This is a genomic window from Candidatus Margulisiibacteriota bacterium (assembly GCA_003242895.1).
Lineage (GTDB): Bacteria > Margulisbacteria > Riflemargulisbacteria > GWF2-39-127 > GWF2-39-127 > GWF2-39-127.
The window spans coordinates 27,005-42,880 of sequence record QKMY01000059.1; the positions used below are offsets into that span (position 1 = coordinate 27,005).

Consider the following 15,876-nt stretch of genomic DNA (forward strand, 5'->3'; position numbering starts at 1 on the left):
CTGTAAATAGTGTATAGTAGGTATGAATTAATCTCTTTAATTCATAATATTTAGTATACTAACATAAAAAAAGAAGGGTTATTTGATGTTTTCAAGATTTACACAAAAAGCGATTCACGCAATTATGCTTGCGCAGGAAGAAGCCAAGCAATTCCGTCACAATAGTGTTGGAACTGAGCATATATTACTCGGTATTCTTGAGCAGGGTGATAATGTGGTTATTCAATTTTTGTCAGAATTGGGTATTTCTCCGGAAACAATCCGCTCTAAAATAGAAGAAAAAATTGAGTATGGGAAAGAGACTGATCAGCCCGAAAATATCCCATTTACGCCTCAGGTCAAGCAAGTTCTTGGATATTCCTGGGATGAAGCTCGACAACTTGGGCATAGTTATGTGAGTGTCGAGCATGTTTTTCTTGCACTATTACGTGAGCAGACCGGTATTGCCGCAAAAGTTATGCATGAATTAGGGATTTCTGCTTCAACTACCAGGGAAGTTATCTTTAGGCTGCTTGGTGAAAAAGTTGAAAACCCAGAGGTTCCTAAAAAGAAAACCGATACACCAACCCTGGATGCTTTTGGCCGCGATCTTACCTGGTTTGCAGAAAAGGCGAAGCTCGATCCGGTTATCGGAAGAGAGCGTGAGATTGAAAGAATAATCCAGATACTCAGCAGAAGGACAAAAAATAACCCTGTTTTGACCGGCGAAGCAGGTGTTGGTAAAACAGCTATTGTTGAAGGATTGGCCCAGAAGATTATTGAGGGAAAAATTCCTCCGACGCTCAAGGGAAAACGAGTTATTGCCCTGGATTTGGGATTGCTGGTTGCCGGCACAAAATATCGAGGTGAATTCGAAGAGCGCATCAAAAAGATAATGGCTGAAATCTCTAAAGCTGGGAACATCATACTTTTTATTGATGAACTCCATACAATTATTGGTACCGGAAGTACGGAAGGAAGTCTGGATGCTGCCAATATATTGAAGCCGGCTCTGTCTCGTGGTGAGTTGCAATGTATAGGTGCAACTACATTGAACGAATACAGGAAGTCGATAGAAGGTGATGCAGCGCTGGAAAGAAGATTCCAGTCTGTTATGGTAGAGGCGCCAACTGCAGATCAAACTTTAGAGATACTAAGAGGTATCAGGAAAAGATATGAAGATTACCATAAGGTTGAAATATCTGATGAAGCCTTAGAGGCAGCAGTTAATTTATCAATGCGATATATTACAGATCGCCAATTGCCTGATAAAGCGGTTGATTTGATTGACGAAGCAGCTTCAAAGGTCATGTTGCTTTCTTCTGACCTTCCTCAAGAGCTTAAGGAGCTTCATTCGAAGCTGGAGTCAATTAATGCTAAAAAACAGACGGCAATAAGAAAGCAGAATTTTGAAATGGCTTCGGTATTACGTGATGAAGAGAATCTTATTCGTGAAAGTATTAAGCGAATGCCGACGCAGACGAAATCAAATATTGCGGAAAGAATTGTTACTGCCGAAAATGTTGCCGAGATCGTCTCAGTATGGACTGGTGTTCCGGTTGTGCAATTGACGGAAGAAGAAACGTCCCGACTTCTTGGAATGGAAGTTAAAATCAAAGAACGTATTATTGGCCAGGATAAGGCGATAACCGCACTTGCGAAAGCAGTAAGAAGAGCAAAAGCCGGACTCAAAGATCCAAAGAGGCCGACTGGTTCGTTTCTGTTCCTTGGACCATCGGGTGTAGGGAAGAGTGAACTTGCCAAAGTCCTTGCTGGGTTTATGTTTGGGAGTGAAGATGCTATCGTTCGTATTGATATGTCAGAATACACTGAGAAGCATACAACTTCGCGATTAATCGGTTCTCCTCCGGGATATGTAGGGTATGATGAAGGCGGGCAGTTAACCGAGCCTATACGAAGAAAGCCTTATTCTATTGTTCTTTTTGATGAGGTTGAGAAAGCTAGCCCTGAAGTTGTTAATCTTTTGCTTCAGGTATTAGAAGATGGACGGCTTACTGATTCCACCGGGAGGGCCGTAAATTTTAAAAATACTGTAATCATTATGACCTCAAATGTCGGTGCTAAATTTATTGAAAAATCTACCAGCTTTGGATTTAAACAAAGCGGTAACAAAGACGATGCCGATTATCAGAAGATGAAAGAGCGAATTCAAGATGAATTAAGACGAGAATTCAGACCGGAATTTCTTAACAGGATTGATGATACTGTCATTTTCAGGTCACTTTCGAAGGAAGATATTAAACAGATTGTTGATGTTATGCTGGGTGACCTCAGAAAAAGGATCCAGGCTAAGAAGTTGATCCTGGAGCTTGATGAAAAAGCGAAAGATGTTCTTTCGGATAAAGGTTACGATCCTCATCATGGAGCTCGGCCTTTGAGACGAACGATTCAGGAATTAATTGAAGATCCTATGGCGGATATGCTTCTCTCTAACCAGATTAAAGAGAATGAAATAGTTGAAGCAACTGGCCTTGATGGCAAGATAACCTTCAATGTAAAAAAAGAAAAAAAAGTTAAAGTGAAGAAATAGTTTTTAATGAAAAAAAATGTTCAATTTATATGCCAGGAATGTGGATCTGTTTTTCCTCGTTGGGTTGGACGTTGTTCTGAATGTGGAACGTGGAACAGTATTATCGAAGAGATAGTTCAAAGTAATCCAAAACTTGCTTCCATGAATGTTGAGCGTAACAGGATCCAGTCTTTGGAGAGCATCGAAATCTCCCCGCTGCAAAGAACTTCTACAAATATTGATGAGTTCGACAGAGTAGTTGGCGGTGGCATTGTCAAAGGAAGTGTTATCCTTTTAGGTGGGGACCCTGGTATAGGAAAATCCACGATCTGCCTGCAACTTTGTGCGAATTTAACCATGAATAACCTTTCCGTGCTCTATGTGTCCGGTGAGGAATCGTATGAGCAGATAAAGATGCGAGGCGATCGGCTGTCTGTTAACAGGAGCGGGGGCCTAGATATATTGTGTGAGACTGATACCGACAATATTATTGCGAGTGTTAAAGAGAGTGTCTACAACCTCATTGTTATTGATTCTATCCAGACATTATCCTGTGAAGATATTAATTCCCCGCCGGGAAGTGTAAGCCAGCTTCGTGAGAATACGGCTAAGATAGTGAGCTTTGCTAAAACCAGAAATATCCCGGTTATTATTATCGGTCATGTTAATAAGGAAGGGGTTATAGCCGGGCCTAAAATAATTGAACATATGGTTGATACTGTGCTATATTTCGAAGGCCAGGCTACCAGAGGGTTCCGCATTATCCGGGCTATCAAGAACCGATTCGGGTCAACAAATGAGATTGGTATTTTTGAAATGGATAGTTCAGGACTAAAGCCGGTCTCGAATCCTTCCCATTATTTCCTTACCAATGAAGATAACGAATTTTTCCCTGGAAGTATTACTGTCGCCGCGATGGAAGGGACAAGGCCAATATTACACGAAATACAAGCTCTGGTATCCTACTGTCCGTTCGGAATACCTCGCCGGACCACTATGGGCATCGATTCAATAAAACTGTCCATTATCGTTGCCGTTCTTGAGAAGCGCATCGGGCTTAAGCTACAGAATCAGGATGTTATTGTGAAGGTAGTCGGAGGCGTTAAAATTGACGATCCGGCATGTGATCTCGCTGTGGCTTGCGCAATCTATTCCAGCTTTAAGAATGTCTCATTGCCCAAAGACCTGATATTAGCCGGAGAGCTTGGTCTTGCAGGAGAACTCAGAAATATTGCTTATCTGGACGCGCGGCTACAGGAAGTCGATAAGTTAGGAATAACTTCCGCTATTGTGCCTAAGCAAAAAAATAAAATCCCCAATGCCTCTTCTCTGCGAATTATTGAATGCGCAACGCTTTCTGAAGTTATTTCAAATTTAGAGCAGTCTATAGCCCTCTCCAATTGATGGGCAGCGTGAGCTGCTTATGTTCCCGGATACTTTTTTCTTAAATCATCGCGATAATCTTGCACTTCCTGTGGATAAAACAGATATTTTGTTGATAACTTGTGTATTTTGCAATGTCGGATGTTTGTCAATATCATTTTTTTTCTTGCTGTTGTTGGTGTTGGCTAGATACTCACAGTATATTTGTAGTTTTCCACATTTTTTGGGTGCTTATCCACAGGGAATTAACATTATTCTTTTTAGAGGTAATATTTTTCTAATAAAATGGGCAATTTTATAAAATTATTTGGTCTTTTTTCCTGTTTTATTATTTTTAATTTGGTAATTTAACCTTGCATTTTATATATTATTTTTATATAGTACTAATGTAACGATAGTTTAGCTGAAGAGTATAGTGTTTTTTAATAAAATATTAAGTTAGGAAAGGATCAATCAAAATGATGAGTTTGATAAAAAAGATGCTGATGCTGATGAGTATAGTTGTTTTTGTCCCATCTCTTATTCTTGCGGAGACATTTTACGTGATAGATGATTTTAATGATATGGATTTTGCCTTTGATAATGCAAAAGTTCCAGGCTGGTTTGCTTTTGACGGAGGCAATCCTACCATTAAGCCAGTCAGTAAGACTACCACTAACAAGTTTTCTACAGCGGCAGGGAAATCGTATTTACATATTCAAGGAAAAACAAGTAATAATGATTGGTATATTGGCGGTATAGGCCGGGATTTAAAAAAAGATATATCTGATTATTCGGCTATTCAAGTTTTAGTATACGGAAATGGAAAAAATGCTGGAAAGTTTACTGTTCAAATCTATGATGATGATGATAAGAGCGGCAAGCTAGAACAAGATGATAAATATGTGGCCTTAAATGATGATCAGTTCGAATATGAGCAGGAAATTACCTGGGAAGGCTGGCGGTTAATTACGATACCTCTTGTTGAGTTCAAGGATAAAAATCCCAAAGTTGGAACTAATGGGTTGAATCCGGATAAGCTATTGAGGATTCAGGTTATATTCTTGCCGACTATCAAGGGCGGGGGAATTAATTTGGGACTTGATAATATCAAATTCATTGATGAAGAGAATAAATCCAAGCAATTGGTAGTAGATGATTTCGAAGATGGTTCTTTGCTTAATAATTTTGAAAAGAAGGAATCTTGGTGGACTTTTGGAGCGCTGAATTTGAAAGTTGATTCTGACGATAGCGATGATCCAATGACCTCAAACACGGGAAAAGGCATACTTAAAATAACCGGGAAAACAAATGAATGGTATATTGGTGGGTTTGGGAAATATCTGGCTATTGATGCCTCTGTGTATAAAAAAGTGCAAATGATGATATTTGGTACTGGTAAAGACAGCGGTCTTGTTCAGGTAGAGATGTATGATGATGATAAAGGTAGTCCACAGATGGACCAGGACAAGAATTTTAATCCGATCTATGATGACAAATGGGTTGCCAAAGTTCCTGTTACCTGGACGGGCTGGAAGTTAGTGAACATACCTTTTTACAAATTTCAGGATCTTAACAAAACTGTTGGAGATAATGTTTTTAACCTCGATCAAAAAGACGGTCATTCAGGACTTCTCCATTTTCAGGTTATTGTGAATGCGACGAAGAAAGATGGTATTGCGAACATAGCTCTCGATAATATCAAATTAGTTCCTTAATCGAGTAAATAATTAAGTAATTACCTTGAACCCCGCAAGCTTCTGCGGGGTTTTAGCTATTAGTAACTCACCTGGCGTAATACGTGGTCACTTGCATCTCCGATTTTTCAACCTGCCACATTCAGCTTTCGAATAGAGGGTTATTTAGAGAAGCCTCAGTTTGAGTTTTTATCAGGAAAATTCCGTCTTAACGTATCGAATAGACCATAGGAACAAACGGCACCGGCATGAATAAGTCGCTGTTATTCTCATTATAGCAATTCACAGGAGTATAGAACCGGTTATCGTAACGTATTGTGAGCTTACTGCCTTCTGCGATCGTAATATTATTTGAAGCCACCGCGCATCCAACGAGCTGATAAGCGTGCGGATGCGACCATGTGATATCATTTGCGCTGTAAAGCATGGCATGAATGATGTGCGAATTTTCTCCGATTATTATATCCTGAAGAGACATGAGTGCTATCGAATTCGTATGATTTGTTTGTGAAGTGATGAGATCTCCATTGATATGGACCCTTCCGGTAACAATGATAGTTCCGTGTCCATAAACAGAAATCTGTTTGCCTTTTAGGGTAAGGTCTCCGTTAATTTTTACTAGTGGCCCTAGGTTGTTAAAATCGATATCTTTTAACTCTTGATCGCCGGTTAAGGTTGTTGTATAGAGAGGATCAAATAATTTCCAAGAGGGCTCGTCCACTTTTATGCTCGCATAAGATTGTTTGCTTGATGACGGAGCGTTGGTTGCCGTAATTTCTTTCATTGAGAGCACTTCGCCAATTATTACTTCTGGGGGATTGTTTTTAAATATTAAAGGGTTTTTACAGAACATATTGCCTCGGATATTGAGTGAAGAAATATTATAATCGAGTGAGTTAATTGTTCCGGCGTGGAGGGCATACTGAAACTGATGTGGTGATAATGAAGTAACAACCTGGCCTTTTACAAGGACACGTTTGATAAGCTGGGGCCCAGCTTTTTCTATGAAGAAGATATTAAGGCTAATAGTACGTTCACAAGGAAGTCCACGTTCTACGGGTTTTATATGTGCCGTATACATAACTGGCCTTCCGAAGTTCGCTGATGGAAAGGTCTCCGAGATGTCTAATTCTTGTGGGTTATTATTATTTATTGTATATTTAAGGCGGGCAATTGCGCTATCGATGGCAAATGAAGCGATGAGTTCATCATTATTGAGAGAAGCAGCTTTTGAGGAATAATAATTCAAGTACCATAAGGACATCCCGATGATACTGATGATGCCAACAATCAGCAGGGTCAGCGGCAGGATAAACCCTTTGTTATCATTTTTCGGTACTAGCATTGAACGGCTCATTGTTGCTCTAGCTTTCTTATATTCCTTGGTTGTACGGCACCGGTACTATTAAGGGAGATCGATTTTTCGTTGATAAAGATTGAATAATTGACTATATTAGTCGTGGGCGAATATGTGAGTGAAGATTGCGGGTATGGGGCAATATTATAGAGCAGGACTGTGCCCTTGCCATAATCTCTGTCGAGATTGAAAACGCCTTCATATCTCATTAATTTTGTTACCTTTCCGTGGTTCCGGGATGCATGCAGTGAGGTGTAAAGATAGTAACTTGCGGTAGAAACCAATTCATTTCTGCTTTCAATTAATATATCCGGAGTAGTAATGAATGCGCTTCTTTCGAGTTGTATGAACAGGGTCTGGTGATTACAGGTAATAATTGACGAAGCATTGTTTATATCATCATACATCAGTGCGGTTGTATTATTGAGTTGGTCTTCTCTGGAAACTACCGTGTACGATTCTTCCCATCGGTTTAAAAAGAACTTTAACGAGGCAAAGAGGACCGCGCTAGCGATAGAAATAATAAAAAGCGCTATCATCAATTCAATTATCGTGAAACCGTTTTTCTTTCTACTCATATTATCCTTTACTGCTCATCGGGTTATTATTTTTGATAATACAACATTTTCTGTTGCAACTGATGATCTCCAGGCAACTTTAACTGTTGCTTGTTTAAAGGGGGAAATTTCTGAAGAAAACTGCATCGTTTTTTTATCAATGTAATGGATTAGTGTAGTCGAGGTGAATACTTGATTTATTCTTGTATCTTTTTCTGGCATAATACCGATTTTGTCAAACGGGGAGTCTGACACTTTTTCAAGCAGGCTAGCTGCGATTAGATAGGCGTTGTTCTGGTCATTGAGACTTTGCTCGTAGTTTCCGATTGCGATGAAGAAAGAATATAAAGGGGTAATGATTATAGAAAGTAACGCAATCGTAATAATTACCTCTAACATAGAAAATCCACTGGTCCGATTATTTTTCATAAATATTATTGTTTCCACTTGGGTTCTTTTTTATATTTTTTGAACATACTTCTAATGATGGATTGATGAGGCTAGTCTGAAAATAGGCAGTAGCAGCGATGCCGCGATTATTACGATGAGTCCACCGATGAAGATAAGTGCTATCGGTTCAATATAAGCAATCTGCCGTCTGATAATATACTCAGTTTCATTATCCAGAAAGTCTGCCGCCTCGACTGCCAAAGTGTCGAGAGTTCCTGTTTCTTCTCCTGTCCCTATCATTTCGACAAGTATCGGAGGAAACTGTCCGCTGTCATTTAACGTTCCTGCAACTCCTTTGCCTTCCTTTACACTTTTAATTGCCTGGTTGATGAATCCGCCGAGATAAAGGTTTCCCATAATATCCCTGGCCATTTCTATCGAGGTTATGAGGGCAATCCCACTGCCATAGAGAATGCCGAGGGTCCTTGCGAATCTTATGATGGCAATATTGTATACAATTGGGCCGATAACTGGGAGCTTAATAATGATCTGGTCAAATTGAAGCCGTCCCTTCGGGGTATTATAGTTAATTCCAATGCCCGCAACGGATGCCATGATGCAGGCAAGTATAATAATGTAATGTGACGTTATGAAAGCGCTTATGCCCAGGGTAATTTGGGTAATGAACGGTAACGGTGTTTCGTTTTGTATAAAAATGCTTACGAATTTAGGAAGTACAAAAGATATCAAAAGTGTGATGACAACCAATCCGGTCGCTATTAAAATAACAGGATAAATAAGTGCGTTGACGATCTTGTTTTGCAGTTCACGTTTTTTATCGAGGTACGTTGCCATTCGATTAAAGGATTCATCAATGTTACCCCTCGTTTCTCCTACAGAAATTAAAGAAATAAAGAAGTTCGGGAAAATGTGAGGAAATAATTTCATTGCGTCGGAGAGTGAGGAGCCTTCTAATAATTCCGATTTGATAATCAAACATACGTATTTTAAGTGCTTATTTTGGGTTTGGGATATAATAATTTCGATACTTCTAAATAAGGGGATGCCAGCTTTTAAGAGAGTATGAAATTGTCTGGCAAAGACGAATAATTCGTTGATTTTTATTTTTGAGTATTTGTTTTTCTGGATGGCAGTGCGCTGTCTGGTGAGATATTGTTCAAAATCCATATGGGTTGTCCTTATTATGTTAAAATGGTTTAGTCGTAAGTGCCAGCTGCGTTGGCTACGCTTCATCCCGAGCCTATTTATCAGCGCGCGACTCGCAGAACCTCAGCTATAGTTGTTTTATGTTCGATAACTTTATTGATCCCGTCTTCTTGTAAGGATTGCATTCCCTCTTCGGCTGCGATGGCTTTTATTTCTGAGGAAGATATTCCCTGTTTTAGAATTGCTTGTTTGATCCTTTCTGTCGGGATCATCAACTCAAAAATTCCCATTCTTCCTGAATACCCGGAATTTTTACATTCTTTACATCCGACCCCGTTGAAAAACCTTAGATTTTTGTTCTTAATCGGTGTCGCGCTTTTTTCTCCCAGAGTAATAGAAAAAATCCCTTTTTGCTCTGTGCGGTCCTCGAAAGAAATTCCTGACCATTGTAGCTCTTCGCTGGATGGGAAATATTCTTTTTTGCATAGGGGGCATATTTTTCTTACAAGTCTCTGGGCAATTACGCCGACAATACTGGAGGCAACAAGGAATGGTTCCACCCCCATGTCAATCAACCTGGTAATAGAAGATGCCGCGTCATTCGTATGGAGGGTTGTGAGCACCAGATGTCCGGTTAAGGCAGCCTGGAACGCGATTTCCGCAGTTTCGAAATCTCTGATCTCACCGACCAGAATGATATCAGGATCTTGTCTGAGTATCGCTCTTAACCCTTTGGAGAATGTTAATCCTGCTTTAGGGTTAACTTGCGTTTGATTAATCATATCTAAGCGATATTCTATGGGATCTTCTATGGTTACAATATTTTTTTCGATGGTTTTAATCCGGTTAAGGATAGAATAGAGTGAAGAAGTCTTTCCGCTGCCGGTTGGGCCGGTTACCAGCAATATTCCATGGGATTTGTTAATAAGGGGGAGGATTTTTTTCATGGTATCCATATTAATTCCCAGTTCATCCAAATTGAGGATCATATTTGATTTGTTTAATATACGAACGGCGATTTTTTCTCCTTCGCTGATAGGGAAGCTGGAAACGCGCAAATCTACAATCGTGTTTTCGACTTTTACCTGGAACCCTCCATCGAGAGGTACTCTTTTTTCCGCAATATCCATTTTGGCAAGGATTTTGATACTGGATGTAACTGCTGCGCCTACATGTTTGGGAAGTGATAGCACTTTCATAAGCACGCCATCGATTCTGAACCGTATCTGAAAATCGATTTCTGTCGGCTCTAGGTGGATGTCACTGGCCTTTTCCCGGATAGCATATGAGATGATTAAGTGGAGCAGCTTATTGATCGGACCTGAAGAATCAGAAGCTTGAAACGCTTTTTGAGCAATCGACTCAATTATGATCGGACCGATGTTTTCTTCCTGGAGTGTACTGATTATTTTTTTGATGGAACTATGGGTCCCGTAGAATTTATCGAGCATGGAGTTAATATCGGAGATAGTAGCTACGACAGGTTCTATTCGTTTTTTCGATACGAATTCCAGCTTTTCTATCGCCTGGTAATCGAGCGGATCAACCATGGCAACAGTTAGCGTATCCATAACATTAAATAGAGGGATAAGAATATATTTTCTGGCGACATCGGCAGGGATGAGCTGGGTAACTTTTGCGTCGATTTTCTGGTTATTGATATTGATAAGCGGAATGTCTAAATATTTTGATAAGAAGGTAGCGAGCTTCAACTCATCGATGAGCCCCAGGCTAATAAGTATCCGGCAGAGTCGTTCCGAAGACTTTTTTTGCTCTTCGAGAACGAGATGAAAATCTTCCTCGGAAATAAGGTTTTCTTCAATAAGGGTTTGGCCAAGTGGCTTTTTTAGTTTATCCATATTATTATTCTACTCAAAAAATTAAAAAATATCGAATGGTATATGCCCCGCACTAAAATAGCCTTGTTATATTAAATAAAACTTTCAAACGCACTTTTTTCGTCGTTATAAATTTGGAAATACTTGATAGTCCTTGTCATCGTAAGGACATCTTTGAAATCATTATTTAAGTGGGCCAAACGCAAATCGCCGTTTTTTCTTTGGCATTCTTTTAATGCTTCGACCAATGCTCCCAGGCCAGAACTATCGATGTAGCTGCAATCTTTTAAGTTGAAGACAAGGTTGATTTGGCCTTTTTCAATAATCGAACGGATAGTTTCGTTTATTTCCAGGGCATCATCAAATTCTATATCACCAATAATCGATATAATCGTAACTTTGCCGGTATCTTTCATATTAATTTTTTCCATCTGTTACTCACCTCGGTACTTTCGATATTAGTTATTATAGTGCAAAAACCAATAATGAAAGCTTTTTAAATAAAATATTTTGTCAGCGTAATCATGTTTCCTGTCGTATTAAAAGCAATTTCATCCATACAGGCTTTAATAGCCAGAAGTCCTCGTCCGCGCCCTTTACTTTCCGTGCTGTTTTCCGGAATTACTACATTTTCCGGTTTAAAGCCGGTCCCCTGATCGGCTATCTCAACGGTAATCTTCTTTTTGTTAATGAGATAGTTTATTTGTACTATTTTAGTTATATCATTTTTATTGCCATGTTCAATTGCGTTGAGAAGTGCTTCAGTGATAGCGAGCCTTAAATGGAACTTCTGCTGTTTGTTTTTTATACAGGGGGCTGCACTAGTAAGTATACTATTAACTATCTGTTTAGTATATTGTGTCGAACTTTGAATTTCACAGGAATAGCTTTCCGTTTGGAGTGCTTCTTGTTCTCCGGGAGTATTGTTGATCTCGCATACTACAAGTATCAGGTCATCGTTTTGCTCCGCATTTTGGGTGTATTTATTGATTTCTTCAAGGACTTTTTTAATAAGGTCGTCAGGGCTCAGGTTAGAATACTTAAGGGCCAGCTTACTAAGGTTATCCCTACCAAAAATCTCTCGATGGGCGTTACGAGCTTCGGTTATCCCGTCAGTATAAAATATGAGCTTGTCCCCTGGCTGGAGCGGGATGCTTTTTTCCATGAACCCCCCGTCTTCAAAGGTCCCGAGGTACGAACCTTCAGTATCCAGAAATGATACGGCGTGTTTTTTTCTGTCAAGGTATATGGGCGGGTTATGTCCGGCTTTTGAGTAGGTAAATAAGTTGTTGTTGAAATCAAATATACCATAAAAAGCCGTGACGTAGAAAACCGGGATTTCTTTCAGATATTCCCTAAGTGAGTTGTTTGCTTTAATGAGGGTTTGCTGAGGCGAATTGCTATAATACCCGACTTCCGAGAATATTCCGCTGGCTAGAGTCATAATAAGTGCTGCGGGAACCCCTTTCCCGGAAACGTCGCCGATGACAAACCCAAGCTTATTATTATTATCAGGGATAAAATTAAAGAAGTCTCCTCCGACTGAACGGCAAGGGATATTTTTCGTTGATATAATCATTTTTTGTATATCAGGAATTTTTGTGGAGAGAAGCCCTTGTTGAATATGCCGGGCAATTTGCAGCTCTTTATTGGTTTTTGACTGTTCTTTTTTTAATGATTCGTTTAATTTCCCTGATTCATAGTAGAGGAGGCAGTTTGCGAGCGCCATTGACGAGAGATTCGCGATATTAAGGAGCAGTGACATATTTATTTGATAGTGCTGGATCGGGTCATGCTCATAATCGGCGATAATCCCGCCTACAGTTTTTCCCGGTGTAATGAGCGGGATGCAAATAAAGCTTTTTAAGTTTAAGAACGAAGCTATTTGCGGGGAAACCCGGGGATCTTTCGGCGCGTTTTCAACATGAATTACCCTGTTCTCGATAATTGACCGTCCAATAATGCTTTTATATAAATGAATTTCCAGCTCCTGATATATTTTTCTTTCCCAGCCTTTTCCTTGTGACGCAATTAATTTGTTGCTTTTTTTGTCGTAAACAAATAACAAGATGCGTTTAAAACTAAATTCTTTTTCCAGGATCGAGATAATTTTTTCTTGAAGTTTGTTGAAGTCGAAGATAGAGTTAATAATTTGTCCGATATTGTATACACTCGAAAGTTCCGAGTAGATTCGGGCATTTTGAAGTGCGATAGTGACATTGTTTGCCAGATTTGAAGCGATGATCAGTTCACTTTGATTGAATTTTTGCTGATTATGGTTCCTCATTAATCTGAGTTCGCCCATAACGTTTAAGTCGTTGTCAAAAAGAGGTATGACCATAACGGAGCTGATGCCTAAGTTTTCTGCATATTCTTCGGTAAAGAACGGCGAATTTGCAGCGTCTTCAATGAGGATCGATATTTTTTCTTTTACAAGCTTTGACGTAAGGAGGCTGGTGATCTCTTGGTTTCTCAATAAGTATTCGATTTGATCGTCTTTTAGTCCAACGATTTTCTTTGCTTCAAATGGTTTTTGAAGGTCATTTCTCAGTCGTATTAATAGTTTGGGAGACTTTAATAATATAGAAGCGTTCGTTGCTATGAGATTGATTGTTTTATTAAGCTCAAAGGACGAGCTGATAACTTTGCCGACTTCATAAAGAGAGTTTAGCTCATCTACTTTTTTTAATGTCTCATAATGAGTTATTGCATTGTGGATCGGTTTTCCCAGGATAGTAACGAGTGATTTCAGGAATTCGTTTTCGAGATGCTGTAATCTTTCTTTAGTTGCTCGATGTCCAAGGAAAATTATAGCGATCAATTCATTTTCAAAAAAAACCGGGACGCAAAAAGCTGCCAGGTAGTAATCCAAAATATCTACTATGGAGTTGTTTTTGCTCGAACTGCTTTTGATGACATGTCGTAGCTCGCTGTTTACGATGACAGCTTTGTGGGTGGTAAGGTAAACGATAAGCGAATGGGAAATCGGGATAACTTTCTGGTCAGTATTGTTTTTTGATTTGAAGCTTTCTTTGAGAATATAATAATTATAGTCTTTGTCTAACAAGAAGATTGATGCACCGCTGAGCTTGAGGTTATTGGTAATTACTGTGATGATTGAGAAGAGTAACGACCTTAATTCAAGGGTCGATGATATTTTTTCGAGCAACCCCTGTGTTGTATTCTCTAGCTTTACCCGAATCCTTTTATCCTGACTTCTTCTGGCTAAAAGGTAATCCCGAAAGAATAATAAGGTAATAAGCATGATTACAATTAATAAACAAACTATTGTAATACTCAGGCGCAGATAAAACGGGAACGGAATTAGAAGAAATGAGAAGAGTGCGGTGACAGTGAAGAGTAAGATAATAAACGCTAATATTTTCTTTGGGGTAATCATATTGTCATCCTGTTAGGTAGCAGTCATGATGTGACTGTGATTTGCCGGTTTCTTGCTTTTTATTGACAACTAGCAATTAAAACCCAATAGCTTATCATCATTTTAGCATGGGGCTCTGCTATTAGACAAATAAACCTTGCAAAAAATAGCGTATTGTTTTTATAGTGTGTTTGTAAATGTTATTATAAACACAAGATGTTTGATTTTTGTTGATTTTTAATAAATAACGCAGTATTGTGGTTAATTGTCAGCCTTATAGTAAATTAAAAATCTTTACGCTCAATAGTCACGCATGATAATATGTAAACGACTTAATAAGCATTAATCTCTTGATAAGTAATGAAAAATAAAAAAAAGATCTTATATATTCAGAGAAATAATTCCGATAAGGTTCTAGTGACTGACGCACTTGATCCTGCGCAGTACCGTACGGAAAAACAGTCATATAATTATCTATTTCAACATAAAGCTGTTTTTTCTAAACCAGATTTGATTTTAGTTAAAATAGATTCTTTCCCTTTAGATTTTAAGGCCGTGAGTTGTTTTTCGATAGCTTTAACCGATTATAAAGATGTGCCCATTGTTGCAGTTACTCCAAAGGGTACTGAGACTGAAAAGAGGACAGTTCTTGCCATGGGGTGCTCCGGATATATTGAAGAAACTATATTCGCTAACCAGTTAAATGATTCTGTGGATAATTATCTGAAAGGCAATACAATCACAATAGATAAAAATGAAGAAAATCGCTATTTAAAAGAAATTAATGCAATTTTAGTAAAAAAAATATTTGATTTCGAAAAAGAAAGTATAGATGAGCATGGTGCCGAAACGGAGTCGATGCTCACAACTTTAAATCAAAAATTGCTTGATGCCCAGGAGCAACTGGCACAAAAAGAAAAGTTAGCTATTATGGGTGAGTTAGTTGCAGGACTGGCCCATGAAATTAAAAATCCATTGACAGCTATCAATGGATTTCTTGCAGTAATTGCAAGGCAAGTAACTTCACTTAACAATTATCGGCTCAATGCCGCTCTGGATGGTATCAAGCTGGCGCTTGACCATCTTAATAGCCTGGTTAATAATTTTGTTGATTTTTCTAGAAAAACAAAAGATAATTTTGTCGAGATTGATATGACAGAGGTAATTAATAAAGTATTGTCTCTTGCTGAGCCAAAATTAAAAGATGACAACATTTTATTGGTTACGGAGGTTCAAGAAGCTTTGCCTAATATCAAAGGGTCTTCAAATCAATTAATTCAAGTATTTCTTAATCTCATTATTAATGCACTTTATGCCATGGATAAGGGCGGACAGTTAGCAATACGATGCCGTTCAGTTGAAAATAATAAGTATATCGAGATACAAGTTTCAGATAACGGTAAGGGAATTGCCCCGGAGCATATTGATAAAATATTTGAGGCATTTTTTACTACTAAAGATATTTCAGAAGGTGCAGGGCTTGGCCTTTCGATTTCTTATGGGATTATAGAAAGGCACAAAGGGTTCATCGATGTAAAAAGTGAAGTGGGAAAAGGAACCACTTTTATAATTAAACTTCCAACTATTTATAACACATAGTAGTAAGTTTTTTTTGCTAAA

The 15,876-nt window shown here is 38.7% G+C and carries 11 protein-coding genes; 4 read left to right on the plus strand and 7 right to left on the minus strand.

The features are described from left to right. Positions 1–82 precede the first annotated feature (82 nt). From DKM50_10885 to DKM50_10895, 3 genes are all read left to right on the plus strand, one after another. Entirely contained in the window at positions 83–2,530 is a 2,448-nt protein-coding gene (locus DKM50_10885; GenBank protein ID PZM78632.1) for an ATP-dependent Clp protease ATP-binding subunit ClpC, read from the plus strand. A 6-nt stretch (positions 2,531–2,536) separates the two neighbouring features. After that, the gene (locus DKM50_10890) at positions 2,537–3,913 is read left to right on the plus strand and encodes a DNA repair protein RadA (protein PZM78633.1); all 1,377 of its coding nucleotides are present in this window, start codon (positions 2,537–2,539) and stop codon (positions 3,911–3,913) included. A gap of 437 nt (positions 3,914–4,350) precedes the next feature. Next, positions 4,351–5,589 carry a hypothetical protein gene (locus DKM50_10895; GenBank protein PZM78634.1) on the plus strand — a complete coding sequence of 413 codons (1,239 nt, stop codon included), beginning with the start codon at positions 4,351–4,353 and terminating at the stop codon, positions 5,587–5,589. 187 nt (positions 5,590–5,776) lie between these two features. On the opposite strand, the gene DKM50_10900 is transcribed toward DKM50_10895, so the two are convergent. From DKM50_10900 to DKM50_10930, 7 genes are all read right to left on the minus strand, one after another. Continuing rightward, positions 5,777–6,925: a hypothetical protein gene (locus tag DKM50_10900; GenBank protein ID PZM78635.1), complete on the minus strand. Its 1,149-nt coding sequence runs from the start codon at positions 6,923–6,925 to the stop codon at positions 5,777–5,779. Further along, complete coding sequence (locus DKM50_10905; GenBank protein PZM78636.1) at positions 6,922–7,503, minus strand: hypothetical protein; 582 nt, start codon at positions 7,501–7,503, stop codon at positions 6,922–6,924. The genes DKM50_10900 and DKM50_10905 overlap by 4 nt, the downstream gene beginning before the upstream one ends. A 15-nt stretch (positions 7,504–7,518) precedes the next feature. After that, complete coding sequence (locus tag DKM50_10910) at positions 7,519–7,929, minus strand: hypothetical protein (GenBank protein ID PZM78637.1); 411 nt, start codon at positions 7,927–7,929, stop codon at positions 7,519–7,521. Positions 7,930–7,962: 33 nt separating this feature from the next. Beyond that, entirely contained in the window at positions 7,963–9,126 is a 1,164-nt protein-coding gene (locus DKM50_10915; GenBank protein PZM78638.1) for a hypothetical protein, read from the minus strand. 14 nt (positions 9,127–9,140) lie between these two features. Continuing rightward, entirely contained in the window at positions 9,141–10,898 is a 1,758-nt protein-coding gene (locus DKM50_10920; GenBank protein ID PZM78639.1) for a type II secretion system protein GspE, read from the minus strand. Positions 10,899–10,969: 71 nt separating this feature from the next. Further along, positions 10,970–11,308 carry a hypothetical protein gene (locus DKM50_10925; protein ID PZM78640.1) on the minus strand — a complete coding sequence of 113 codons (339 nt, stop codon included), beginning with the start codon at positions 11,306–11,308 and terminating at the stop codon, positions 10,970–10,972. A 65-nt stretch (positions 11,309–11,373) separates the two neighbouring features. Beyond that, complete coding sequence (locus tag DKM50_10930; protein PZM78641.1) at positions 11,374–14,277, minus strand: hypothetical protein; 2,904 nt, start codon at positions 14,275–14,277, stop codon at positions 11,374–11,376. A 339-nt stretch (positions 14,278–14,616) separates the two neighbouring features. On the opposite strand from DKM50_10930, the gene DKM50_10935 reads away from it, so the two are divergent. Continuing rightward, positions 14,617–15,855, plus strand: a complete 1,239-nt coding sequence (locus DKM50_10935; protein ID PZM78642.1) for a hypothetical protein — start codon at positions 14,617–14,619, stop codon at positions 15,853–15,855. Positions 15,856–15,876 lie beyond the last annotated feature (21 nt).

Bases quoted from the DNA above. Each gene is read 5' to 3' on its own strand.
- DKM50_10890 (PZM78633.1), top strand. From the start codon at position 2,537: ATGAAAAAAAATGTTCAATTTATATGCCAGGAATGTGGATCTGTTTTT.
- DKM50_10895 (PZM78634.1), top strand. From the start codon at position 4,351: ATGATGAGTTTGATAAAAAAGATGCTGATGCTGATGAGTATAGTTGTT.
- DKM50_10900 (PZM78635.1), bottom strand. From the start codon at position 6,925: ATGAGCCGTTCAATGCTAGTACCGAAAAATGATAACAAAGGGTTTATC.
- DKM50_10905 (PZM78636.1), bottom strand. From the start codon at position 7,503: ATGAGTAGAAAGAAAAACGGTTTCACGATAATTGAATTGATGATAGCG.
- DKM50_10915 (PZM78638.1), bottom strand. From the start codon at position 9,126: ATGAAGCGTAGCCAACGCAGCTGGCACTTACGACTAAACCATTTTAAC.
- DKM50_10920 (PZM78639.1), bottom strand. From the start codon at position 10,898: ATGGATAAACTAAAAAAGCCACTTGGCCAAACCCTTATTGAAGAAAAC.
- DKM50_10925 (PZM78640.1), bottom strand. From the start codon at position 11,308: ATGGAAAAAATTAATATGAAAGATACCGGCAAAGTTACGATTATATCG.
- DKM50_10930 (PZM78641.1), bottom strand. From the start codon at position 14,277: ATGATTACCCCAAAGAAAATATTAGCGTTTATTATCTTACTCTTCACT.
- DKM50_10935 (PZM78642.1), top strand. From the start codon at position 14,617: ATGAAAAATAAAAAAAAGATCTTATATATTCAGAGAAATAATTCCGAT.